At 64.3% G+C, this 22,800-nt stretch carries 28 protein-coding genes; 7 read left to right on the top strand and 21 right to left on the bottom strand.

Going from position 1 to position 22,800, the window contains the following annotated elements:
- The first annotated feature begins 4 nt into the window (after positions 1–4).
- Together MF609_RS18085 and MF609_RS18080 are read left to right on the top strand one after the other, a co-directional pair.
- A complete protein-coding gene (locus MF609_RS18085) occupies positions 5–760 on the top strand; it encodes a DUF3800 domain-containing protein (protein ID WP_419723120.1) in 756 nt (251 codons plus the stop codon).
- 171 nt (positions 761–931) lie between these two features.
- Positions 932–1,324, top strand: coding sequence for a hypothetical protein (locus MF609_RS18080; protein ID WP_242417502.1), 393 nt, complete (start codon positions 932–934; stop codon positions 1,322–1,324).
- A gap of 259 nt (positions 1,325–1,583) precedes the next feature.
- On the opposite strand, the gene MF609_RS18075 is transcribed toward MF609_RS18080, so the two are convergent.
- From MF609_RS18075 to MF609_RS17990, 19 genes are all read right to left on the bottom strand, one after another.
- Positions 1,584–2,192 (bottom strand): DedA family protein, encoded by a 609-nt coding sequence (locus MF609_RS18075; protein ID WP_047867287.1) that lies wholly within the window; start codon positions 2,190–2,192, stop codon positions 1,584–1,586.
- A 12-nt stretch (positions 2,193–2,204) separates the two neighbouring features.
- On the bottom strand, positions 2,205–2,582 hold the full coding sequence (locus MF609_RS18070) for a hypothetical protein (RefSeq protein ID WP_047867288.1): 378 nt from the start codon (positions 2,580–2,582) through the stop codon (positions 2,205–2,207).
- 98 nt (positions 2,583–2,680) lie between these two features.
- On the bottom strand, positions 2,681–3,136 hold the full coding sequence (locus MF609_RS18065; RefSeq protein WP_242417497.1) for an MgtC/SapB family protein: 456 nt from the start codon (positions 3,134–3,136) through the stop codon (positions 2,681–2,683).
- 523 nt (positions 3,137–3,659) lie between these two features.
- Positions 3,660–6,161 carry a heavy metal translocating P-type ATPase gene (locus MF609_RS18060; protein WP_242417496.1) on the bottom strand — a complete coding sequence of 834 codons (2,502 nt, stop codon included), beginning with the start codon at positions 6,159–6,161 and terminating at the stop codon, positions 3,660–3,662.
- Positions 6,158–6,766: a cation efflux transmembrane domain-containing protein gene (locus MF609_RS18055; RefSeq protein ID WP_041043238.1), complete on the bottom strand. Its 609-nt coding sequence runs from the start codon at positions 6,764–6,766 to the stop codon at positions 6,158–6,160. The genes MF609_RS18060 and MF609_RS18055 overlap by 4 nt, the downstream gene beginning before the upstream one ends.
- Positions 6,763–7,449 carry a ZIP family metal transporter gene (locus MF609_RS18050; RefSeq protein WP_037457577.1) on the bottom strand — a complete coding sequence of 229 codons (687 nt, stop codon included), beginning with the start codon at positions 7,447–7,449 and terminating at the stop codon, positions 6,763–6,765. The genes MF609_RS18055 and MF609_RS18050 overlap by 4 nt, the downstream gene beginning before the upstream one ends.
- Before the next feature lie 3 nt (positions 7,450–7,452).
- On the bottom strand, positions 7,453–7,836 hold the full coding sequence (locus tag MF609_RS18045) for a hypothetical protein (protein WP_058733671.1): 384 nt from the start codon (positions 7,834–7,836) through the stop codon (positions 7,453–7,455).
- A gap of 5 nt (positions 7,837–7,841) precedes the next feature.
- Positions 7,842–8,729 (bottom strand): bestrophin family protein, encoded by an 888-nt coding sequence (locus MF609_RS18040; RefSeq protein ID WP_242417495.1) that lies wholly within the window; start codon positions 8,727–8,729, stop codon positions 7,842–7,844.
- A gap of 31 nt (positions 8,730–8,760) precedes the next feature.
- Positions 8,761–9,102, bottom strand: coding sequence for a flagellar hook-basal body complex protein FliE (gene fliE / locus MF609_RS18035; protein ID WP_058733724.1), 342 nt, complete (start codon positions 9,100–9,102; stop codon positions 8,761–8,763).
- Between the two features lie 45 nt (positions 9,103–9,147).
- Entirely contained in the window at positions 9,148–9,522 is a 375-nt protein-coding gene (locus MF609_RS18030) for a hypothetical protein (RefSeq protein ID WP_058733723.1), read from the bottom strand.
- On the bottom strand, positions 9,519–10,007 hold the full coding sequence (locus tag MF609_RS18025; RefSeq protein WP_041043242.1) for an SRPBCC family protein: 489 nt from the start codon (positions 10,005–10,007) through the stop codon (positions 9,519–9,521). The genes MF609_RS18030 and MF609_RS18025 overlap by 4 nt, the downstream gene beginning before the upstream one ends.
- A 55-nt stretch (positions 10,008–10,062) precedes the next feature.
- Positions 10,063–13,308: an efflux RND transporter permease subunit gene (locus MF609_RS18020; protein WP_058733722.1), complete on the bottom strand. Its 3,246-nt coding sequence runs from the start codon at positions 13,306–13,308 to the stop codon at positions 10,063–10,065.
- Positions 13,309–13,311: 3 nt separating this feature from the next.
- Entirely contained in the window at positions 13,312–14,490 is a 1,179-nt protein-coding gene (locus tag MF609_RS18015) for an efflux RND transporter periplasmic adaptor subunit (protein ID WP_058733721.1), read from the bottom strand.
- Positions 14,490–15,767: a TolC family protein gene (locus MF609_RS18010; RefSeq protein WP_242417494.1), complete on the bottom strand. Its 1,278-nt coding sequence runs from the start codon at positions 15,765–15,767 to the stop codon at positions 14,490–14,492. Before MF609_RS18010 ends, MF609_RS18015 begins: the two co-directional genes overlap by 1 nt.
- A 60-nt stretch (positions 15,768–15,827) precedes the next feature.
- Positions 15,828–16,124 (bottom strand): hypothetical protein, encoded by a 297-nt coding sequence (locus MF609_RS18005; RefSeq protein ID WP_126053548.1) that lies wholly within the window; start codon positions 16,122–16,124, stop codon positions 15,828–15,830.
- Positions 16,125–16,368: 244 nt separating this feature from the next.
- Complete coding sequence (locus MF609_RS18000; protein WP_170171054.1) at positions 16,369–16,551, bottom strand: hypothetical protein; 183 nt, start codon at positions 16,549–16,551, stop codon at positions 16,369–16,371.
- Positions 16,552–16,587: 36 nt separating this feature from the next.
- Positions 16,588–16,902 carry a hypothetical protein gene (locus tag MF609_RS17995; protein WP_047867280.1) on the bottom strand — a complete coding sequence of 105 codons (315 nt, stop codon included), beginning with the start codon at positions 16,900–16,902 and terminating at the stop codon, positions 16,588–16,590.
- A 232-nt stretch (positions 16,903–17,134) separates the two neighbouring features.
- Positions 17,135–17,359, bottom strand: a complete 225-nt coding sequence (locus MF609_RS19915; protein WP_082132098.1) for a GDCCVxC domain-containing (seleno)protein — start codon at positions 17,357–17,359, stop codon at positions 17,135–17,137.
- Positions 17,359–17,775, bottom strand: a complete 417-nt coding sequence (locus MF609_RS17990; RefSeq protein ID WP_242417493.1) for a hypothetical protein — start codon at positions 17,773–17,775, stop codon at positions 17,359–17,361. The genes MF609_RS19915 and MF609_RS17990 overlap by 1 nt, the downstream gene beginning before the upstream one ends.
- Positions 17,776–17,837: 62 nt before the next feature.
- Here MF609_RS17990 and MF609_RS17985 point away from each other — a divergent pair, with 62 nt between their 5' ends.
- Positions 17,838–18,254, top strand: coding sequence for a MerR family transcriptional regulator (locus MF609_RS17985; protein ID WP_047867282.1), 417 nt, complete (start codon positions 17,838–17,840; stop codon positions 18,252–18,254).
- Positions 18,255–18,382: 128 nt separating this feature from the next.
- On the opposite strand, the gene MF609_RS17980 is transcribed toward MF609_RS17985, so the two are convergent.
- A complete protein-coding gene (locus MF609_RS17980; RefSeq protein WP_007407197.1) occupies positions 18,383–18,955 on the bottom strand; it encodes a recombinase family protein in 573 nt (190 codons plus the stop codon).
- 191 nt (positions 18,956–19,146) lie between these two features.
- Here MF609_RS17980 and MF609_RS17975 point away from each other — a divergent pair, with 191 nt between their 5' ends.
- The 3 genes from MF609_RS17975 (at position 19,147) to MF609_RS17965 (ending at position 22,070) form a co-directional block, all read left to right on the top strand.
- The gene (locus MF609_RS17975) at positions 19,147–20,547 is read left to right on the top strand and encodes a Mu transposase C-terminal domain-containing protein (RefSeq protein ID WP_004212864.1); all 1,401 of its coding nucleotides are present in this window, start codon (positions 19,147–19,149) and stop codon (positions 20,545–20,547) included.
- The gene (locus tag MF609_RS17970) at positions 20,474–21,352 is read left to right on the top strand and encodes an AAA family ATPase (RefSeq protein ID WP_096344598.1); all 879 of its coding nucleotides are present in this window, start codon (positions 20,474–20,476) and stop codon (positions 21,350–21,352) included. The genes MF609_RS17975 and MF609_RS17970 overlap by 74 nt, the downstream gene beginning before the upstream one ends.
- A gap of 136 nt (positions 21,353–21,488) precedes the next feature.
- Positions 21,489–22,070, top strand: coding sequence for a recombinase family protein (locus MF609_RS17965; protein WP_047867230.1), 582 nt, complete (start codon positions 21,489–21,491; stop codon positions 22,068–22,070).
- A gap of 23 nt (positions 22,071–22,093) precedes the next feature.
- On the opposite strand, the gene MF609_RS17960 is transcribed toward MF609_RS17965, so the two are convergent.
- Positions 22,094–22,303, bottom strand: a complete 210-nt coding sequence (locus MF609_RS17960; RefSeq protein ID WP_047867231.1) for a hypothetical protein — start codon at positions 22,301–22,303, stop codon at positions 22,094–22,096.
- Between the two features lie 30 nt (positions 22,304–22,333).
- Here MF609_RS17960 and MF609_RS17955 point away from each other — a divergent pair, with 30 nt between their 5' ends.
- Positions 22,334–22,750 carry a hypothetical protein gene (locus MF609_RS17955; protein ID WP_053058616.1) on the top strand — a complete coding sequence of 139 codons (417 nt, stop codon included), beginning with the start codon at positions 22,334–22,336 and terminating at the stop codon, positions 22,748–22,750.
- Positions 22,751–22,800 lie beyond the last annotated feature (50 nt).

Below are 22,800 nucleotides of genomic sequence, written 5' to 3'. Positions count from 1 at the left end.
GTCCGTGTCACAAACCTTGAGGTGCTCCCTGATACTCCCCGCATCGTCCGTTCGCCAGTTCTCGACCTGGTTCTACCAGCTCAAATGCAACATGCTGGCTTGGGAGATCGGGCAAAGCGGCCAGCATCCCGCGACATGGGAGAAGAAGGGCTCGGCCCTCTTCACCACCATGAACGTCGAGAAATATCGACAGGTTCGCACGGCGGCCAATCGCATCCTCAACAAGATCCGCGCGTGCGGCGGACATGTCTTCTACGTTGGACTCGAGAAGAACCGCCCCGTCGCGGAGTTCAAGGCGCAGGCGCTCTACCTCACGGTTCTGGGCGAGGCGATGAAGCGCCTCAACCAATATGCCGATCAGAACAACGCCGATATGGTCATCGTCATGGACGAGCATCAGGATCGCGAGGCTATCCTGACCCGCGCGAGCCAAGCCATGTATGGCGGCCCCTCCCCCCGCCGCCGCATCATCGAGCCTCCCTTCCAAGTCGAAAGCGAACGCTACCAGACGTGCCAGTGCGCCGACTGGCTGTGCGGTCTGGTTGGTCGCGTCGGCGCCTATCAAGCACGTCCCGACGAATGGGCTGACATGGCATGGTCGCAGACCTACTTTCAGGATCGGCTCGACGCGGCATCGGTGCGAAGCTCGATCCGCCTGCAAACGGCTGCCGCCGAAGTCGAAACGGTGGAAGCCCTGCCCGCCGTCGTCGATACGGGTCTCGCACAGCCTGTTTCGGACAACGACGACACGACAGCGTGATCCGGCAGGTCATTCCTCCGGCATATCGCTCAGCCGGGTCGGATGGACGTTCCAACGATGAAGACGGGTGTGCCACGTGGCACACCTATGGACGCGCCCAGCGCGCGGGGTGAACCCGTTCACGCCGCTGCCCTCCACCTCTGCAACTGCGATGCCGTTATTTCCGACGATATGCTGATCGTCATGGCCTATCTGGCGGCCGAGCCGACCGTCTATGCCGATGCCTGGGGCTACCGCGACGCGATGGCGGCCCGCATGATCCCGCTGCGCCACGCCATCGACATTATGACTGGTGAGCCGATCGACGCGATACGGGACGCGCGCGGCTTCTCGCCGCGCGCCGCAAGCCGATCGGGAGCATCAGCGTCTGGACTGGGTAGGGGGCTGTCGCCGCGCCGCCGCGTCGAGCTCGGCCACGGCCTGCGCCGCCGCCTCGCAGTCGCGGCCGGTTTCCTGACCCCGCTCGCAGCGTGTGACGACCAGTCTCGCCTCGTCCGCGTGGAAGCGGAAATAACCCGCATCTCGCGGCTTAATCACCCCGCAACCGGCCAGAATGATCGTTAGGGCAGCGGCGATGGCCACCCACTGCTTACTATTCCCCATTATGTTGATCCTCTCCATATTCCAGCCCAACGCCACTTTCCCCCGTTGCGACGCCATGCCTGAAACCCGCTGCGGTAAAGTCTACCGACCCACCTGATGAGAACGAGGGCGCTGGCCGGAGAGATCAAGCTAAAGGCGCGTGCGAAACGTGTGATGCGGATGAGCATCGAAGCTGCCATGAGCCAAAGTCCGGCAGGGAATATGGGCAGCAGGCCAGCCATTAATGGCCACCTCTTGATCGCCCGAACATCACGACCCGCCAAAGATACCAGATGACGGCCAGCGCGAGCACGGCGTTGCTCACCGGTTCGATGACGTTCGCCACCTGACTATAGCGCTCGCCCAGCTCATAGCCCGCCAGCACGAGGATAACGGTCCATATGGCCGAGCCTGCGAGCGTCGAGACCAAGAATGGGCCAAGGGGCATCCCGCTGACCCCAGCGGGTACGGAAATCAGGGTCCGGACCCCCGGGACCATGCGCCCGAACAGAACCGCCCAACGACCGTAGCGGTCGAACCAGCGGTCGACATGATCGACCTCATCGGGCGTCAACGTCAGCCATCGGCCATGGCGGGACGCAAAGCGCTTCAATCGATCGATGCCGATCCAGCGACCGGCATAGTACCACAGCACTGCCCCTGTAGCCGATCCGAGGGTACCAGCGATCGCCACTACCCACAGCGAGCCGCGCCCTTGGGCAGCGGTGTAGCCTGCAAGTGGCAGGATCACTTCCGACGGGATCGGCGGAAAGACGTTCTCGGCCAGCATCAACAGGAAAACGCCAAAGCCGCCGAGTGACGCGAGGATCGATGTTATGATGTCGAACACAAACTGGCCTCGTCAGAAGATCCAATAGGAGATGGCGAAAATCACGAGCAGGAGGGCGACAACGGACCCTACGATCCGGTTTTCCAGGCGCGGACACTCGACGTTCCTGATCCGCACGGCGACCTGCCAAGCGGGGCGAACCGGACACCGCCACGAACCTGCGGCAATCCGATCCAGTTCGGCATCCGACAACCCGAAGAACGATTTTGCTTCACCGCGCGATCGTCCCGCCAACCCCATCACCCGCAGCACCACGTCGCTCCATGCGACATCGATCGCGCTCGGCCGATCGACCATCGTGCTGCGCGCGTCACCGCCCGCCCACGAGGGGGACAGCAGGCCGATGATCTGGTGGGGATTGCGCTCCAGCAGTGTCGCCCAGCGCAGCAAGCGATGTTGGCGGTCCCGCGCCGCGATGGTCCTCGCCGGTGCCCAGCGCCGGGTAAGGCATCGCACAGGCCGCGTCCATCGGCTCGCCCAAGGGCTCGTCATGGGCTCGCCGAGGTGCCGACGTCGCCATTGGTGGCGCGCTTGAGCGGACGAGAACAGCGCAGGGTGAGGAAGGTGGTGGCGCTCAGGATGAAGGCGATGTCGTATAGGCCGTAGCCCACGGCCGCGCCGAGTGCCCCAGTCGCCCACAGACTGGCCGCCGTCGCCGTACCTGACGCCTTGTCGCCCTTCTTCAGAATCGCGCCGCCCCCGATGAAGCCGACGCCCGTAATCAGACCTTCGAGCAACCTGGCTTGCGCTGGAGACGTGCGGCCGAGGATCGCGATGCCCACCAGCACGAAGCCGCAACTGGCGATGGCCACCAACGGGAATGTGCGGATGCCTGCGCTGCGGGCGTCCTTCTCGCGATCCCAGCCAACAGGAAGGGCGAGCCCATAGGCGATGGCGAGACTGACAATATGGGTAGCTATTTCGATCCACGAGCTTTGAAACATGCCTTCCCCTGCCCAGAAGCGGCAATCTGGTTGCCCCGATCCTCGTTCTTTTCGTCGGCGAGGCCGACGGCAAATCGACAGAGCCTATTGGGGGCGAGACTTCTCGGGCCTGATAAATTCTAGTTCCATGCTCATCAGTTGATCGGGTGACCCATTGAACCCAAATTTGAATGGAATTTCACGTCGGCGAGAACTGTCAGTCATGAGGACAAATCTCTCTTTGCACTCGCGGTTTCCTGAATACCACGTAGCACAGGCTTTCATATATCCGTGAGTTGGATAGTGTCCAATGGAGTGACTGACGTTGCCGATCAGTATAATTCCGCTGCCTTTGGCATATATATTTGATGAAACAAGCATGTTTGGATATCTAGTAATTTTTATACGATCGTTTAATATGGAAGGTGAGCATCCTGCGCCGAGGGCGCATATAGCGACGGTTGCTAAAAGATACGTTGGCTTCACTGAGATTATCTCCCTTAAACTGCGTCAGCGATCCTGTCAGGCTTGATGGGGGGCGTTTTCATGCCGCCTTCCCCGCCGGATCGCGGTAGGCGAGCAGCCTGAGCGCGTTGACGACAACAAGCAGCGTTGATCCCTCATGAACCGCCACCGCTGGCCCAATGCCGAGGCCAAGGATGGTCGCAGGAACGAGGAAGGCGACGACACCCAGGCTGACGAAGACGTTCTGCCGGATGATTCCACGCGTATGCCGGCTTAGGCCCACCGCGAACGGTAAGTGCGCCAGATCGTCGGCCATTAGCGCCACGTCGGCCGTTTCTAGCGCAACGTCCGACCCCGCCGCGCCCATCGCAATGCCGACCGTGGCGCTTGCCATCGCCGGGGCATCGTTCACGCCGTCACCCACCATTGCGACCTTGTCTTCGCCGGCGAGTTTCTTGATCGCGGCAACCTTGTCTTCGGGCATGAGGTCGCCCCACGCCTCGTCGATCCCGACATCGTTGGCGATCGCTTCGGCGACTTTCTGGTGGTCGCCAGAGATCATTATCATCCGCGATACGCCCATTTCGTGCAGCCGGCGTAGCGCGGTCTTTGCCGCTTCGCGGGGCGTGTCCATCAGGCCGATCGCGCCCAGGTCGCGGTCCCCCTTGCGGACCACCATCGTCGTGCGACCGTTCTCGCGCAGTTTCGCGATCGCGTCCTGTGCCCCCTGCCCCAGCGCCGGAATGCCCTCACTCCCGAACATCTCGGCCTTGCCGATCCAGACCGTCTCGCCATCCACGCTCGCGGTGACGCCCCGACCGGTCAGGCTCTTGAGGTCGCCGGCAGTCGGCACGGCACGATCGTTCAGTCGTTCGCGGCCGTCCTTGACGATCGCTTGGGCCAGAGGATGGTCGCTCAACGCTTCGACAGCGACGGCCAGCGCCAGCAGCTCGCCTTCGTCGGCGCCATCGACGGGCACGACATCGGTGATGCGCGGACGACCTTCGGTCAGCGTGCCCGTCTTGTCGAAAGCAATCGCCTTGAGCGACCCGAGGTTTTCGAGCGGTGCACCGCCCTTCACGAGCACGCCGCCCCGCGCTGCACGGGCAACGCCAGACAGGACAGCGCTCGGCGTTGCGATGGCGAGCGCGCACGGGCTTGCCGCAACCAGTACCGCCATCGCGCGATAGAAGCTGTCGCGGAACGGCTCGTCGACGACCACCCATGCGAAGAGCAGGAGCACCGACAGGATCAGGACAGCAGGCACGAAGATCCGCTCAAACCGATCGGTGAAGCGCTGCGTCGGCGACTTCTGCGTCTCCGCTTCGCTCACCATCTTCACGACCTTGGCGAGTGCGCTTTCGTTGGAACGGCGCGTCACCTCGATCTCGATCGCGCCGCCGCCGTTGATCGTACCGGCAAAAACCCGGCTTTCCGCGTCCACCGCATCGGGCTTTGCGCGTGCCGCCGCAGCGTCGGCGACCGGCACCTTGTCGACCGGGATGCTTTCACCCGTCACCGGGGCCTGGTTGATCGCGCTCGTGCCCTTGATGACGAAGCCGTCGGCGGGCAGGCGCTCATTCGGGCGCACGATGGCGATGTCCCCGACGACCATCTGTTCGACAGGGATTTCGCTAGTTTCCCCGTCGCGACGCACGGTCGCGGTTTCCGGGGCGAGCTTCGCCAGCGCCTCGATCGCCTTCTTGGCGCGACCCATCGCGTAATGCTCGAGCGCGTGACCAAGGCTGAACAGGAACAGCAGCAGCGCGCCTTCGGCCCATGCGCCCAGCGCAGCGGCGCCGGCGGCAGCGACCAACATCAGCGTGTCGATCTCGAACTTCTTCATCCGAAGGTTATCGATCGCCTCGCGCAGCGTGAAGAATCCGCCGAAAAAGTAGGCTGTGATGTAGCAGGCGGTCGGCAGCCACTCCGGTGCGCCGGCAACTAGCCTCTCGATCGCATAGCCGATCCCCAGCAGCGCGCCGCAGGCGAGCGCGAAGATCAGCTCGGTGTTGGGGCCAAGAAACTCGGCATGGCTATGGTCGTGGCCATCGCCGGGACCGTGCTTCTCCTCGCTCATGCCGTGGCCCCCCGGCCCGTGGTCGTGGCCGGCATGGTCGTCGGCCGCGACCCGCTTGCCCACACCGACCTTCAGCTTGCCAAGTGCGGCGCGGACCTCCTCTTCGGTGGTTTCGCGTCGATCATACTCGACCCGAACCGAGCCGCTGGTGCTGGCGCTTGCCTGGACCACGCCGGGCAAGGCGCACAGCGCATCGCTGACGGTGCGTGCCCGACGCTCGTGATTGATACCTGTAACCTGCCAGATTGCATGGCCATAGCGGTCGGTGATCTCGGCGCCCGCGGCGCGCACCATCTCGCGCACGCGCGGCAGCGGCAGCTTGGCAGCATCGAAATGGATGCACAGCGCCGCCGGCGTGTCGCCGTCGAGGCAGATCACATGCGCCCGCTCCACGCCTTCGCGCTTGGATAGGGTCGACACAAGACGGTCCAGGCAGGCATCGGCCGCATCAGGCAGGTCCGGCAACAGCACTGGAATATCGAGTTCGAGCTTGTCGTTCATGACGACCTCCTTTCGCTTTTCTTGGTTTCGGCGCGCGCATCGCGCAGGATTTCGACACCGCCCTTGATGGCGATGATGGCGGTGGCGAAGCCGACCAGCAGGTCCGGCCAGTTGGTGCCCAGCCACAACACCAGCACGCCGGCGATCAGGATGCCGCCGTTGGAAATGAAGTCGTTGAAGCTGAAGGTGGTGGCGGCCCGGAGATTGACGTCCGGATCCTTGAGGCGCTGAAGCAGCCGCAGGCAGAGGTAATTCACGACACCGGCAATCGCCGACATGACCATCATCGTCGGTCCGATCGGTTCGCTGCCTTGAAGGTAGCGCCGGCCAACGTCGATCAGGATGCCGCCCGCGAAGATCAGCAGCATGACGCCCGAAGCGACCGCGGCGCGTGTCTTCCACGTCTGGCCCCGGGTGAGCGCCACAAGGCTCAGCGCATACACGGCCGTATCGGACAGGTTGTCGACGCCGTTGGCGATCAGAGCGCTCGAGTCCGCGAAAAATCCTGAGACGAAGAAACCCCCCGCGATCGCCGCGTTCAGCAGCAGGACGATCCAAAGTGTGCGACGCTCTTGCCCGCCATTGTTGTCGTTGCTCGAAATCATCCCATGATCTCCTCAAGCGTCAGCAGGGCAAGGAATCCCACGAAGAACATCGAGCTGATGAGTGGGGTGTCAGGCTTCTCGTGCGCCTCGACCAGCAGCTCTTCCGTGACGAGGTAGAGCAGCGCCATCAGACCAAAACTCAGGAAGCCAGCGACCATTACCGGTGAGAGCGTGGCGACAGGAACAGCCGCGAGTGCGCCGATCGGCAGCAGCAGCGCCAATGCCGACACAGTCACGATGATGCGCAGGCGCGAGCGATAGGTTTCCGCCAGCTCGTCGGTCAGTGTCAGACCAAGGAAGAGCACTTCGAGCGTCAGCGCGATCGTCAGCAGAAATCCCGCCTTCTCACCCGCGACGAACGCGAGGCCGAGCACCAGACCATCGACCAGAATGTCAATGCCGATCGCGGCGAGCAGTGCCATTGGCCCCTTGAAGCGGGCCTCGAAAGCCTTGAGACCCAGCATCGTCGCAACGCCCGCCGCCCCGCCGATCAACGTAGCGCTAGGTGAAGCCTCATGCTTGACCTGCGGCAGGATTTCAGTCGCTGCCGCCGCAAACACGACGCCGGCAGCGAGATGCTGGAGGCCCGCCACGACGCCAGGATTTAATTTGGTCCGGCTCGCGATGATCGCGCCGAGCACGACCGCCAGCACAGGCGCAAGCGTGTACAGCAATGCCTGCATATCCTATGATTCCTCCGGGGTTCGATGACAGACGCGGATCTTCCCGCGCTGCGTGAAGGCGATCGACCCGCCGGCCACGACTGCCCGCGACCGGTCGCCGCGAAATTCCTCGCCAGTACGTTGCGCGCGCAGGATCTCAGTTCTGCCCCTGGGCAGCCAGGTGACAGCCATTTTCAGGCCGTCGTCGATGAAGTCGACATCGGCGCGCGATCCGTCGTCGCAATACATGATGCGTTGCGCAATCAATCGGGGCGTCAGATGCTTTTCATGCGCCGGCTCAGTCGGTCCGCTCGGCGCGGGATTGCACGCCCCTACGACCATACCCGCGAACAGAACGGCGCCGATGCGCGCGGCTGTCAGGCCAGGCAGGTGCCGCACGGCGTGCATCGCCCTCACCACAGCACGCCGTGATCGGGCGTCACCGGCTCAGGGGCTGGCAGTCCAGCCGTCTGAAGAAGGTCGATCTCGATCGTGCGGCACATGGCCGTGAGCGGGACATCGTGGACGCTATTGGCGAACGGATCAGTCAGATCCTCGCCGATGCTCAGCACCGCAAGGAAGACGAGTCCGATCAGCGTCGATCCGATCGGCGTGGCGAGCCCCAGGGATTCGACCAGCGCAATCGGGAGCAGCACGCAGAACACGCGCGTGAAGAGGTTCGGAAAGAACCGAAAGCCATTGGGCAGCGGCGTGTTCTTGATCCGCTCCATGCCGCCCTGCGCATTGGCGATGTCGATCAGGACGCGCTCTACAGTCGCCTGCTGGATTTCGGTGATCCGACCTTCCGCGAGCGCGTCGGCGTAGATGCCCGATATGTCCTCCAAGAGTGCGTTCGCAGGGTTCAGGCGAGCGACCGCCATATCGGCGACGTCCGTTCCAGCGATCCGGCCAATCTCTTCATAGGGCGACTGTCGGCGAAGCTGGCAGCGCATCGAGTGCGCGAAGGCGATCTGCCGCAGGATGATGTTGTGCCGCATCTCGCTGCCCTCGGGTTCTCCCTTGGTCAGGCTGCGTGTGATCCTAGCCAGGCTGCGCGACGCATTGATGAGCGCGCCCCAAAGGGTTCGCGCTTCCCACCAGCGAGCATAAGCAGCGTTGGTCCGAAACCCCATGAAGAGCGCGATGGCAGTGCCAAACAGCGCCGTCGGCAAAGGCGGTTCCTTGATCGGGGTCATCATGTGGAATGCCGTCACCGCCACGTCCCACACGAACAGGATCGTGAGAGGCTTCCAAACCTCGATAATGATCTGCTTAGAACGAGGCCTCGCGCCGACTATCATATCAATTACGCCCTAAATCTCGTAGCGATCGTCATCCGATCGGCATGTTCATGATGTCCCGATAAGCGGACAGCAGCTTGTTCCGGACTTGCAGGGTCGCCTCGAAAGTAATGGATGCACGGCTCTGGATGAGCGCGACGGTTGCGATGTCGGTGGTTTCGCCACGCTCATATGCTTCGGTGACGACATCCTCTTGCTCCTGGGTCTCGTTGACCTTCGCGACCACGGCATTGAGGGTGTCGGCGAAGTTCGACACCGGAGCGGTCGGCGTCACGCCGGGTGGTGCCGTCGGCTGCGCCTCACGCAAAGCGCGGCTTCGCGCGATCACTTCGGCGCGAATGGCCATCACATTCGAGATCGACGTGTCAGACATCGTTTCTCTCCCGTTGCAGTGCGACATGTCGGAAGACAGGACGGTTCATCGGGTGCCCTCCCGTTCGCAGATTCGGGTGCGGCCCTCGCCTTCCACGACGGTGAGCTGCGACCCCTTGAAGGTCGCGGTGGCTGTCTCGCCGACATATTGGAGGCCCTGCGCTGGCGCGGTCAGCGTTATGGGCACGGCGCTGCTGGAGCGCCGCAAATCGATCTGCAGGCCGTTGTCCTTGTAGTCGACGAACAGCGGTTCCCCGTCGGAACAGCGATAGGGATGGCGCCCCATTTCCCCGGTCGCCACGGCGCTGTCGGACGAATGGATTTGCTGCTCCGTTGGCGGGGCTGGCGGCTTGCCTTCCGTGCAAGCCGCCAGCCCGACAACGAGGATGAGGGCGGGCAGTACCCGCTTCGACGGCATCATCGCGCCTTCCTCCTGTAGCGGGAGGGGACGCGCTGACGATTGATCCCAAGGGCAGGCTGACCCACCCGCCAGCGCAGATAGGTTGCGAGGCGATCGTCAGCCTCGATCATCAGGGACCGCAGGCGACGCAACATCATCGCCGCGAACGGCAGAGACAGCGCCCCGCGCAGCGTGCAGCTATGTGTTAGCCTGGTGCCACCATCGTCCCCTGCCAGCTCGTACCGCTCTTCGAGCGTGAACAGATAAGGGATGCCGCAGGACCAAGCGAAGGCTCGCGGCTTATCGAATTGATCGATCCGTGCCGGCGTCCGAATCGGCCGGTTGATGCCCTGGATCGCAAAGGTTCCTCTCGTGTCGCCGAGCTGACCCGGGTTATCGAGGAGTACCAGCGGGCTCCAAGCTCGGCGATGATCCGGGTCGGTGAGTGCCGACCAGATCCGCAGTGGCCCGCCGTGAAGCATTGAGCTGGTTATGGTGCGAGGCATATCCTCATCTCCCAGAGATGAGCGGGGGCGATCGCGGATCGCCCCCGCTCACCCATCAGGCCAAGTTGTTCACGAAGGTCTGACCGTGGTCGTCCCCTTCATGCTCCTCATTGTAGTGCTCGGATTTCTCGATCACCTTCTGACCGAAGCGGGCATAGAGGGTCGGCAGCACGAACAGCGTCAGCAGCGTCGCCGAGATCAAGCCGCCGATGACAACTGTCGCCAAGGGCTTCTGCACCTCCGCACCCGCGCCCTCGCCAAGCGCCATCGGCACGAAGCCGAGGCTGGCGACGAGCGCGGTCATGACCACGGGCCGCAGTCGCTGCATTGCGCCGACATGGGCCGCCTCTTCGCGCGATAGCCCCGACCGGATCAGATCCTGGATCGAGCTGACCATCACGAGGCCGTTGAGGACCGCGATGCCCGACAGGGCGATGAAGCCCACCGCCGCCGAAATCGAAAAGTCCATGCCTCGCAAGAAGAGCAGCAGGACACCGCCCACCAGCGCGAAGGGCACGCCGGTGAAGACGATCGCGGCATCGCGGACCGATCCCAATGCGCCATAGAGCAGCAACAGGATCAGGATGAAGCAGGCCGGAATAACCAGCTTCAGCCGCTCGCTTGCCGATTGCAGGTTTTCGAATTGGCCGCCCCATTCGAGATAGGTACCGGCAGGCAGCCGAACCTGGCTGGCGATCGCTGCCTGCGCATCCGCAACCACCGATCCGACGTCGCGGCCACGCACGTTGGCTTGCACCACCACGCGCCGTTTGCCATTCTCGCGGCTGATCTGGTTGGGACCGTCGACCACCTTGATCTCGGCGACGCTGGACAGCGGCACATAGCCGCCGCCTGCGACCGGCACCTGCACCTGCTGGAGCAGGCCGATGTCGGCGCGCTGCGCCTCAGACAGGCGGATCACCACCGGGAAGCGACGATCGCCCTCGAAGATCTGGCCCGAGGTTCGCCCGCCGATCGTGGCAGTCACGGTGTCCTGCACGTCTTGCGCCGTAACGCCCAAGCGCGCCATCGCGTCACGATTGACGCGAATGTCGAGCATGGGAAGACCTGTCGTTTGCTCGACTTTCACGTCCGCGGCACCCTGCGTCTTACGCAGCGTCGCAGCGATTTGCTCGGCCGTCCGGTTCATCTGGTTGAAGTCGTCCCCGAACACCTTCACCGCGATGTCACCGCGCACGCCGGCGATCAGCTCGTTGAAGCGCATCTGGATGGGCTGGGTGATCTCGTAGGCATTGCCCGGGATCTTCGCGAGCTTACCCTCGATCCGGCTGACCAGCTCCTCCTTGGGAAGCTCAGGATCCGGCCAATCCTTGCGCGGCTTCAGGATAACGAACATGTCGGTTGCGTTCGGCGGCATCGGGTCGGCCGCCAGCTCGGCGGTGCCCGTCTTGGAATAGACGAACTGCACCTCCGGCTGCTTCGACATCATTCGCTCGATCGGCACCTGCATCGCCTGGCTCTGCTGGACCGACGTCGCCGGAATACGGAGCGACTGGATTAGCAAATCGCCTTCATCGAGCTGCGGCAGGAACACCGAGCCGAGCGTGGTGAAGGCCAGCGCCGCCACCACAAGGCTCGCGACACCCGCCCCGATCGTCACGGTCGGACGCTTCATGGCCCGATCAAGACCAGGTTCGTAGCGCTTCTTCAGCCACGTGATGATGCGGCCGTCCTTCTCCTCAACCTTCTTCGATAGCCAGATCGCGATCATCGCCGGCACGAAGGTGAGAGAGAGGATGAAGGCGAAGGCGAGCGCGATGATGACGGTGAGCGCCATCGGCACGAACGTCTTGCCCTCCACGCCTGTCAATGTGAGCAGCGGCACATAGACAAGAATGATGATCGCCTGCCCGTACACCGAGGGACGGATCATCTCACGCGCAGCGGCTGCCACGGTCGCGAGCCGTTCCTTGACGCTGAGCAATCGGCCTTCATGATGCTGTTGCTCGGCAAGCCGGCGCAGCGCGTTTTCGACAATGATGACGGCGCCGTCGACGATCAGACCGAAGTCCAAAGCCCCAAGGCTCATCAGATTGGCCGAGACCCCAGCGCGCAGCATACCAAAGCCTGTCAGCATCATGGTGATCGGGATGACCAACGCCGCGATCAGGGCCGCACGGAAGTTGCCGAGCAGCAGGAAGAGCACGACGATGACCAGTACCGCGCCTTCCGACAGGTTCTTGGCAACCGTTTTGATCGTCGAGTTGACCAGTTCGGTGCGGTTGAGCACCGGCTGGATTACGACGTCAGGGGGCAGCGACGCGTTGATCGTCTTAAGCTTCTCCGCGACCGCGGTCGACACGACGCGGCTGTTCTCGCCGATCCGCATGATCGCGGTGCCGACGACGACTTCCGTGCCATTCTCCGAGGCCGAACCCATGCGGATCGCCTGACCCGTCTTCACGGTCGCGACTTGTTCGACCGTGATCGGCACGCCGTTACGTGTCGCGATCACGGTCCTGGCCAACTCGCCGGCATTGCGCACCAGCGCATCCGAGCGGACAGCCAGACCTTCGCCATTGCGATTGACGAAGCCGCCGCCGACGCTGGTGTTGTTGCGCTCCAGCGCATTGCCCAGGTCGGTCAGCGTGATGCCGAGCGAGGCCAGCTTCTGCACATCGGGCACGACGAGGAACTGCTTGGCGTAACCGCCAATCGAGTCGACGCCGGCGAGGCCCGGAGTGTTCTTGAGAAGCGGCGTGACGATCCAGTCCTGCGCAGTGCGCAGGTAGGTCGCCTTGTCCTCTTCGGTCGTCAGTCGCTCGCCCTCTGGCGTGATATAACTGCCATCGGGCTGTTGGCCCGGTTCACCGGGCTTGTGCTTGTCGTCTGCGCGATGCTCGAGCCGAACGGTGTACATATACACCTCGCCCAAGCCGGTCGCGATCGGACCCATTTCGGGGTTTACGCCATCGGGCAGGTTCTCCTGCACGCCCTGCAGACGTTCACCCACCTGCTGACGGGCGAAATAGATGTCCGTGGCGTCCGAAAAGACCGCGGTGATCTGCGCGAAGCCGTTGCGGCTCAGCGAGCGCGTATATTCAAGGCCTGGAGTGCCGGCGAGCGCGGTTTCGATCGGGAACGACACCTGCTTCTCGACCAGCTCGGGCGAGAGCGCGGGTGCGCGGACGTTAATCTGGACCTGATTATTGGTGATGTCCGGCACCGCGTCGATCGGCAGCCGGTAGAGGGAAAACGCGCCGATGGCGGCGACGATGACGGTGAGCAGCAGGACAAGCCAGCGCTTCTCGACCGCCCATGTGACGATGCGGGCGATCATGGCTTAATCCTCGTGGCTCGCTTCGCCCTTGCCGATCTCGGCCTTGAGCGTGAAGCTTCCGGTGGTGGCGATCTGTTCGTTGCCGGTCAGGCCCGAGCGGACGATCACCGTGTCGCCCGATGCATCGCCGAGCTGGACCGGAGTCGCCTTGAAGCCCGTAGGCGTGCGAACGAACACGACCGACTTGCCCTCGAAGCTCTGGACCGCCGTTGTCGGCACGCGGATTGCGCCGCTACCGCCGCTGCCCGTGAGCTGGACGGCAGCCGTCACCGGCTCGCCGACCCGCCATTCACCACCGCGATTGTCGAGCGTGGCAAGGGCGGGCACGAGCCGCGTCTGCGGATCGAGTGCTGGCGACACGAAGGTCACGCGCGCGGTCGCCTGACGGCCCGCCGCCTTGACCAGCACCGTGTTGCCGGGACGCACCCGACCCGCATCCTCAGCCTTCAGGTTGAGGGCGATCGACACCTGGCTCAGGTTCGCAATGCGATAGAGTTCGGCGTCCGCCGCAACCGTCTGTCCCAGCGTCACGGGGCGCGCGATGATCTGTCCCGAGATCGGCGCGGCGATGCCGAGCCGGTTGAGACCACCGCCGCCGACACCGGCGGCCGACACCATGCTCCGCGCCTGCGTCAGCGCGATCCGCGCTTCCGTCGCCGCCGTGCGGGCAGCAATCAGATCCTGCTCAGGAGACACCTTCTGCGCGTACAGCCGTTGCTCGCGTGCGAGGTTCGAATTGGCGAGCTGAAGCCGTGCCCGTGCCGCTTCGACCTCGCCCTTGATTTGCGCCGCCTCGCGGCTCTCGATTACCGCAATAGTCTGGCCGCGCCCCACGGATTGACCAAGGTTGCGCGTCAGTGCGACCACCCGTCCCGCGATCGCGGCCGAGACGACTTGCGTGCCTTGGGGATCGCCCTCGATGATCGCGGGAAGCTCGATCGTTCCGGCTCCGCCGATGATCGGCCGTCCGACTTGGACGCCCGCCGCAGCGATCTGATCGGCACCCAATAGGACGACGCCCTCATCAGCGTGACCGCCTTCAGCACCGCCCTTTTCCGCACCAGCAGCCGCTTCATTGCCGGCTGCTCCATTGGCGGCCGCCTCGTTCCCGGTGTCTTTGCCACCGCAGGCAGCCAACAGCAGGGCGAGTGACGCCGCGCCCGCGAGATAGAAGCTCTTCATCACTGATTTCCCCCATTGGGCGCAGGAGCGGTCAGTCGCTCCACTTGCGCGCGGGCATTCTGGTAGTTGGCAAGCGCATCGATCGCGGCGACCCGCGTTTCAGCGAGAGTGCGTTCCGCATCGAGCAATTCGAGCTGGCCGAACTTGCCCTCGCGATAACCGATCCGCGCGATGCGGGCGGCCTCCTGTGCAGCCGCCAGCGCCGGCCCAGACGCCGCACGAGCCGTCGTTGCGGCATTGGCCGCTTGCGCCTGCGCGTCCGTGATCGCCTGTTCGATGTCGAGCGCGGTCACGCGACGCTGTGCATCCGCCTGTGTCCGCTGCGCGGTCGCCTGCGCGATCGCCGCGCGACCATTGTTGAACACCGGGATCGGGATCGACACGGTGAACACCGCCGCCATATCGTTGGTCGCTTCCAGGCGGCGGATCGCAGGCCCGACATTGAGGTCAGGGACGCGATTGGCGCGCGCGAGCCGCACGCCGGCTTCCGCGATCGAGAAATCCGCGTTCGCCGCCGCCAGCGCGAGCGTGCCGGTTGTGTTGACCGGTGCCACCGGCCCATAGACGTTCGCCCCCGGCAGGCGATCGAGCAGCGTGTCATCGAGCGCGCCGTCGATCGGTCGGCCAATCCGACGCGCCAGATTGGCGCGGGCGGCCTCTGCCAAGCGAAGCTGCCGCTCCACATTGGCATCGGCATTGATGCGCGCGACATCCGCGCGCTGTTGCTCCAGCGGCGACGCACGTCCCGCCTGCACCCGGACGCTCGCAGCGCGCAGCGCGTCGCTGGCGATCCGGGCCTGATCCCGCGCCGTCGCCACCCGCCGGTCGGCTGCGACCGCTTCGACATAGAGCTGCGTCACCTGAAGCCGGACATCGGCTGCGATGATCGCGGCCTGGATCTCGGCCCGGGACAATTGCGCATTGGCGACCGCGACGCGGGCGCCGCGCTTGCCGCCTAGCTCGATCGGGATCGCAAAGCCGACCGTGGATTCCGCGCTGCGGACCCCCCGATATGGCCCCGAGCCAATGATGTTTTCAACCTGACCCTGGACCACCGGATTGGGCCGCAAGCCGGCGACCGTGCGGCCCGCACGGGCCGCGTCGATCGCAGCTGTCGCGGCTTCCGCAGCGGGGGCCGAACCGCCCGCCGCACTGACCGCTTGGTCAAGCGTGTAGACCGGCGCGTCCTGCGCAACAGGCGCGGACGGTCCGACCTGCGCCTGCGCCATAGTTGCGCACGACGCTGCGGCCAGCATGGCCGCGAAGATACGATGCATGAGACTAAAACTCCTGACGCTGATCGACAGGCGCGCGCCAACGCACACCCGAATCGGGCGTCAGGCTTGGGGGGGCCTCAGATGGACTATCCCGGTGTGGCCATCGAGCGATGCAGAGGCAGAGATTGTCGGCTCGGGCGCCGTGAGGACAAGGGTGTATTCCATTGTCGCGCGCGCAGGCGCACCCACGTCATGCCCGTGACAATAATTGTGGTGGTGCGGGACGTTCTTGTCCGAATCTGACGGCACCTCATCGCGGTCGCCCGCGGTATGGACGGTAAACTCAACGCCCGCGATGCTTCCTCCCGCCAAATCGGCGGCGTGAGCCATGCCGGCGAAGCTGGTGAGGACCAGCATCAGGCATGTCAGGAGAGGCAGAAAGGCTCGCACGAATTGACGCTTACCACGGAAAGGTTTCCATGTCATTGCAATAACTCGAGCGGAGTTTGGCGCTGTGAGGAAGGCGATCGCCTCTCCGCTCGAAGTCGGTTCGGGATCGAGCAGGCCACGATCCAGACGGAGATACCGGGCAATGTCCGAGGACGACGCGCTTCTTGACCCGTGAATATGGGGGCGGTTGCCCGCCCCCATACCAACACCGTCAGCGGCGCTGCATCTCGCCCGCATGATCGGCGTGATCGCCGGCCTTCTTGGCGTGATCGCAGCAGTCCGCGCCTTCCTTGCAGCACGTCATGTCCGGGCAGCAATCGGCCGCGCTCGCGGCGAAAGCGGTGGAGGACAGGGTGAGCGCGACGGCCGCGCCAATGAGCTTGAACTTCGACATTTAAACTCTCCATAGAACAGTGTGAGGTTGGAAGCGTCACACAGCTCGCGGAGGGGGCGTCGCAGGTGCCCGAGCAAATTCAAGCAGGCCGGCATGTCGCACCGGCCAGGGGCCGGGCGCCGCGTAGGCCAGCGGCGCGACACGGGCGATCGGTGCGCCGTCGAGCGCGGCGGCACAGGGCATCGAGCAGGCGGCAGTAGGAGCCTTCTTCTCCGGGGTGCCATGCCCCTTGCCCTCGCAACCGGGCATTGCCGACGCACTCGGGACGGCCGCGATAGCGACAGCCTCGCAGATCGGCCCGACCCGCATGACCAGCATCAGCGCGAGAAGGGCGATCAGCGCCGCGCGCACGGGGCTGGGAGGGTGAGAACATACGCCGAAGCATGTTCACGATAGTAGGGCCTGAGGCGAATGACTGCAACTTGGAGCTTTGCCGAGCGGCAGGATTTGCTCTATACAAGCGTTACGTGCGGCGTCGAAAGGCGTCCGTTTCCCAAAAGGGAACTAAGGGCCAGGGCCGCTTCCTAGGAGGCGGCCTTTGGTTTTCGGCGGATAGCGATTGAGCTTTCCAGCTCCTCAGGGCTTAGCCTTGGCAGCAGATTGGCGAACTTCCATTCGCGTTCGCATCCTGTATCGGCGGGCACGGTACGTCGCCGAACGAGCAGAACACACAGCAATCTCCCGGCAGGGGGCGCAGCACTACCGCGCAATGCCGGCAATCATAGAAGAACTGGCAGGCGTTGGTGGGCATCGTCTCGGTTGCGACCCCGCCGCACTTGGGGCAGGTCAGGGCGGAGGTGAGCTGCATCAGGAAAGCGCCTTCATCAATGGCGCTTCAAGGCGATCCCATATTAACGCGACCACCGTCAGGACCGTGCCGATCGCGAGCACGATCGGAGTGGCGCTAGAAGGCAGCGGCACGGTGCAGGACCGATCCGCAGCGCAAGCCCTTCGGCGCCGCGCATAGGCCCACCACCCGGCAGCCAGACCGATGAGCGAGAGTGCCGTCAGCGGCCAGCGCAGCGGCATCAGCGCGGCGAAGGTACTGGAAACGCCGGCTCCAACGCTCATTGCCGCAAGCGCGAGCGGCAGGACGCAGCAGGAGGCAGCGGCCAGGACCGCGCCGAAGCTAGTCAGCGTGGCGAGGACGGATAGCCCCGTGTCGGCTCGACGGGTCGGCGCGGGCGGACCCAGAGTTTCGTGCGGCATCGTCCCTTGGTTCATCGGTCGTCTCCGGAGGAATAACCCGCTATGCCTCCTGTAGCGGCTACAGGAGCAAGCGATTTATGCGCGTCGAGCAAAGCATCGCGATAGGCGAGCTGTCGCGCCGGACTGGTGTGAACATCGAGACAATCCGATATTTTGAGCGCGTCGGCGTTCTCACAACGCCACCCCGCACGAGCGGCGGGCGGCGGGTATATGGGGCCGATCACGTCCGCGCCCTTGGATTCATCCGTCGCGCGCGAGAACTCGGTTTCACCCCGGCCGAGGTGCGCGCGATCCTATCACTTGGCGGTCCCGCGCAGGCGTCATGCTGTGAGGTCCGCGAGATCGCGGCCCACCATCTGGAGCGTGTTCGCGCCAAGATGGTCGATCTGGCGCAGCTCGAAAGCGTGCTCGCCACGACTATCGACCGTTGCGGGGGCGACGGGGCGGCAAGTTGCGCCGTGATCGACTTGCTCGACCAACATGCGACTGCGTAGGTGCTGCAATCACCCCGTCTCGCGCAAACGGTCGATTGCGTGAGGATCGCGCCGATCGCAGCCGGGCCGCTGTAAACGCTCGCGCTAAGTGGCGGCATTCTGATCGCGCTATTTGTCGGCGAGCGTCGCTACGCGGCTACCGGCTTGGTCTCGGCCGATCGCACATAGGCGTAGAGTGTTGGCTTGGAGATGCCGAGCATCGAGCAAATCTTGGCGATCGGCATCGTGTTCTCGTGGTAGAGCCTGACGGCCAGGTCGCGCTTGTCCTTGCCGAGTGCGGCCGGCCGGCCACCCTTCTTGCCGCGAGCGCGGGCTGCGGTGAGACCGGCCTGGGTCCGCTCGCGGATCAGGTTGCGCTCGAACTCCGCCAATGCCCCGAACAGGTGGAAGGTAAGCTTGCCCGACGTGGTGGTCGTGTCGATCGCCTCGTGCAGGCTCAGCAGCCCGACCTTTTCCTCGTCGAGGTAGGTCATCCATCCGATCAGATCACGGAGCGAGCGGCCGAGCCTGTCGAGGCGCCAGACCACCAGTGTGTCGCCGGCGCGAAGCAGCTCCTTCACCTTTTCCAATCCAGGGCGAGCGGCAGTCGCCCCGGAGGCCTTGTCGGTGATGACCTTCTCGCAGCCGGCAGCCTTCAGCGCATCACGCTGGAGGTCCAGGTTCTGCTCGGCGGTCGATACGCGGGCGTAACCGATTTTCATGCGTAGGGCCGGTGGCGCCCCGATCGGGCGCGGTTTGGGAAGAAAGTCGTCATCGGCAGGTCTATGTTGCCCTAGTTTTCTTTACCGGGTAGATTTACGTCGAACAGGCCGGTTTGGCAACGCGAGCGGACTCGCATGGCGATGGGCAGGCAAATCTCCGTTTTCCTTACCTGCGACACGGACCGTCGGCGGTGACGCATCCGGCGCTTGTCCCGCCGCTGGCGATCGAGCGCTACCGCGTCCTTGAACCGCACCTCGCCGATGGCATCCCGCTCGCGGACCTCGCCCGCACCGGCACGCTGAGCGAGCGGACGTTGCAGCGCTGGCTCGGGCGCTACCGTGCCGAAGGACTTGCCGGTCTCGCGCGTCTGCCGCGCAACGATCGGGGCAGGCTGCACCTGCCGGAACATCTGGTCGAACTGACCCGCACTCTCGCCACCAAGCGCCCGCGACCCCCGGTCGCCGCCATTCACCGAAAGGTGCAGGAACTCGCCATCGCGCATGGACACCGAACCCCCAGCTATGCGGCCGTCGCGCGTGTCGTCAGGGCGATACCGGCAAGCCAGATCGCCGCAGCCTCCGATCCGGCCGTCTACCGCGACCAGCACGAGCTAGTGCATCGGCGCGAAGCCGCGACCTCGAACGAGATGTGGCAGGCCGATCATACCGTTCTCGACATTCTCGTGCTCGATGATGCCGGAACCCCGGTGCGTCCTTGGCTGACCGTCATCGTTGACGATCACAGCCGAGCCATCGCCGGTTACTTCCTCAGCCTCGATGCCCCCAGTGCCCTCAACACGGCGCTCGCCTTGCGGCAGGCGATCTGGCGCAAGCCCAATCCCGAATGGATCGTCAGCGGCATTCCCGAACAGCTTTACGTCGACAACGGCTCGGATTTCATCTCCGAGCATATCGAGCAGGCGTGCATCGCCCTCAAAATCCGCCTCATCCATTCGCTGCCGGGGCGTCCTCGCGGGCGCGGCAAGATCGAGCGGCTGTTCCGCACCATCAACGACATGTTCCTGCCCGACCTGCCCGGCCACCTGATCGCGGGCAAGCCGCTGTCGGCGCCAGTGCTCACGCTCGACGAGCTGCGCGCCCGCTTCGAGGCGTTCGTGTGCGGCGTCTATCATCGTCGCCCGCATGGCAGCACCGGCGAACCGCCGATCACGCGCTGGCAGAAGGGCGGGTTCCTGCCCGCAATGCCCGACAGCCTTGAACAGCTCGACATGCTGCTCGTGCACGTGCCCAAGCCCCGTAAAGTGCTGCGCGACGGCATCCGTCTGATGGGCAGGCGCTATGTCGAACCCACGCTCGCGGCCTTCGTCGGCGAGCAGGTCGAGGCGGTCTATGACCCCCGCGACCTGACCGAGATCCACGTCTACCACCAGGGCCGGTTCGTCTGCCGTGCGCTCAGCTCCGAGCACGCTGGGCACCCGTCGTTGCGCGCGATCCAGCGCGCCCGGCGCGGCGCGAAGGAGCGCGACAAGCAGGTGCCTGCCCCCACGGAGACCTTCGATGGCGACCAAGAGGATACGGCTTCCCGGCCCACCACCTACCGAGGGCTCCGGCTCTACGCCGCTGACGATTGAGTTCCTGGTCGAGCAGCCGTTCCTGGCGACCCGCGAACATGCCCGGTTCGTCGAGTTTGCCGAAGCCTGCGCGCACTACCGCTATATCGGCGTGTGTCATGGCCGGCCGGGCGTCGGAAAGACGCTATCGGCGCGCGAGTTTTCCAGCTTCCCCGACCTGGGGGAATATGCCGCGCTCCGTCCCATTGCCGCGCTCCTTGGCGAAAAGGTCGCTCGCTGCCGCGCCGTCTTCTACACCGTGTCGGTCAGCAACACGCCCAAGACGATCGACGCGGTGTTGGGCCTCAACCTCATTAAGCTGGGCTATGCCCGGCTGACGGTCGCGGGCGGCTCGCAGGACGAAATCACCCATGACGCCGCCCGCATCGCCTGCCCCCTCGTCATCGTCGACGAGGCCGACCGCCTGACCATAAAGTCGCTCGAACATCTCCGCGACATGGCCGATCGCCACGGCTTCGGGCTGATCCTGATGGGTATGCCGGGCTTGGAGAAGCGCCTCGCCCGCTATGCCCAGCTCTACTCGCGGATCGGCTTCGTCCACGAGTTCAAACCGCTTACCGAGACCGAAATGCGGCTGCTGCTCGCGACCCACGCCGGCGATTTCGGAATCAGCTTCGACCCGGCCCAACTCGACGCGATCGAAGCGCAGGCAGCCGTGATCCGCATCACGCGCGGCAACTTCCGGCTCATGGAGCGCCTGTTCGCGCAGATGCGGCGGATCATGACCCTCAACCGCGTCGAGGAGGTCACCGCTGACATCGTTCAGGCCGCGCGCGATTGCCTCGTCATCGGACCCGGCAACTGACAAATAGCGCGATCAGAACGCCGCCATTTAGCGCGAGCGTTTACAGCTGACGGACGCCTGCGGGTTCCGCTTTCCCAAAACCTGTTCCCGATTTACAATTCCCGAAACTGCCGATTTTGACGGGGAAACGGGAAAGATGCTGATCGGCTATGCGCGTGTCTCGACGGCCGATCAGGATTTGACGTTGCAACTCGATGCACTGGCAAAGGCCGGGTGCGAGAAGGTGTTCACCGACAAGGCGAGCGGTGCGAAGATCAACCGGCCGGGGCTGGTCGAGGCGCTGGGCTTCGCACGCGCCGGCGACACGCTGGTAATCTGGAAACTCGATCGGCTCGGCCGCTCGATCCAGGGTCTGATCGCGCTGGCTGCGGACCTGTCTGAGCGGGGGATCGACTTTCGATCGCTGACGGATGGGTTCGACACGTCGACGGCATCGGGCCGGCTCCTGTTCCACATCCTCGCATCGGTCGCGGAGATGGAACGCGAGCTGGTAAAGGAGCGGACGATCGCCGGGCTGGCGGCGGCGCGCGAGAAGGGCAGCACGGGGGGAGGGCGCAAGCTGGTGATGACACCCGACAGGATCGACACGGCCCGCAAACTGCTCGCCGTGGGCGAGAAACCGGCGCGGGTCGCGAAGCTGCTGGGCGTCGGCCTCTCTACCTTCTACCGGCAATTCCCGGCGAGCGAACGGGAGGCCGCGTCCAGCACCGAAGGGTGATGCCTAGCCACCCGCGCGTCCGATTATGCCGGCGATTGTGAGGCCACCTTCACGGTGCGAGGCCATTGGAACACCAGCGTGTCGCTCTCGTCACGAACCTCGACGCGCTCCGCCAAACCCATGTCAATGATCTCGCGGGCGTGATCCTGGACGGCGGTCAGGGGATGACCTTTCCAAGTCTCACTACCATCCCGGCGGTGTCCGTTGTTGAAGCGGATGATCTGGTAATCCATCGATCGGTCCTTTGGATGCGAGGGGTGAAGATGAACAAGCTGACCAGCGACGCCATCGAGGTCGTCAACCGTAACGCACTCGTCACGGTCGCCCTGAACCAAGGTTATAACGCCTATCTGCCTGTCTATGACAACGGCATCGACCTGATCCTGCACAACGAGGCCACGGGCGACACGCGGCTTGTTCAGCTCAAGGGTCGCTGGACGATCAATCAGAAATACCTTCGCCGCAATATCTGGATCGCCTTTCCTGATCGCGGCAATTGGTATGTCGCTCCCCACGATGAAATGGTCCGGCTCGGCGAGCGCCACACTAGGACCGCGAGTTGGGCAAAAGGCGAATATAGTAAGATGCCGCTCAGCGAGACCGACTGCGAAGACCTAGCAGAATACCGCTTCGGCGACCCAGAACCTGTGATTGCGGAGGCGGAGAAGCTGATGCTGTAAGGTACGTTGCGGGGCGCCTATATTACGAGCCAGCGCAACTCATGAACAGC

It is taken from the genome of Sphingomonas panni, from assembly GCF_022664435.1.
Lineage (GTDB): Bacteria > Pseudomonadota > Alphaproteobacteria > Sphingomonadales > Sphingomonadaceae > Sphingomonas > Sphingomonas panni.
The sequence above is the reverse complement of the archived record's forward strand: the minus strand, read 5'-3'. Positions and strand labels throughout refer to the sequence as shown.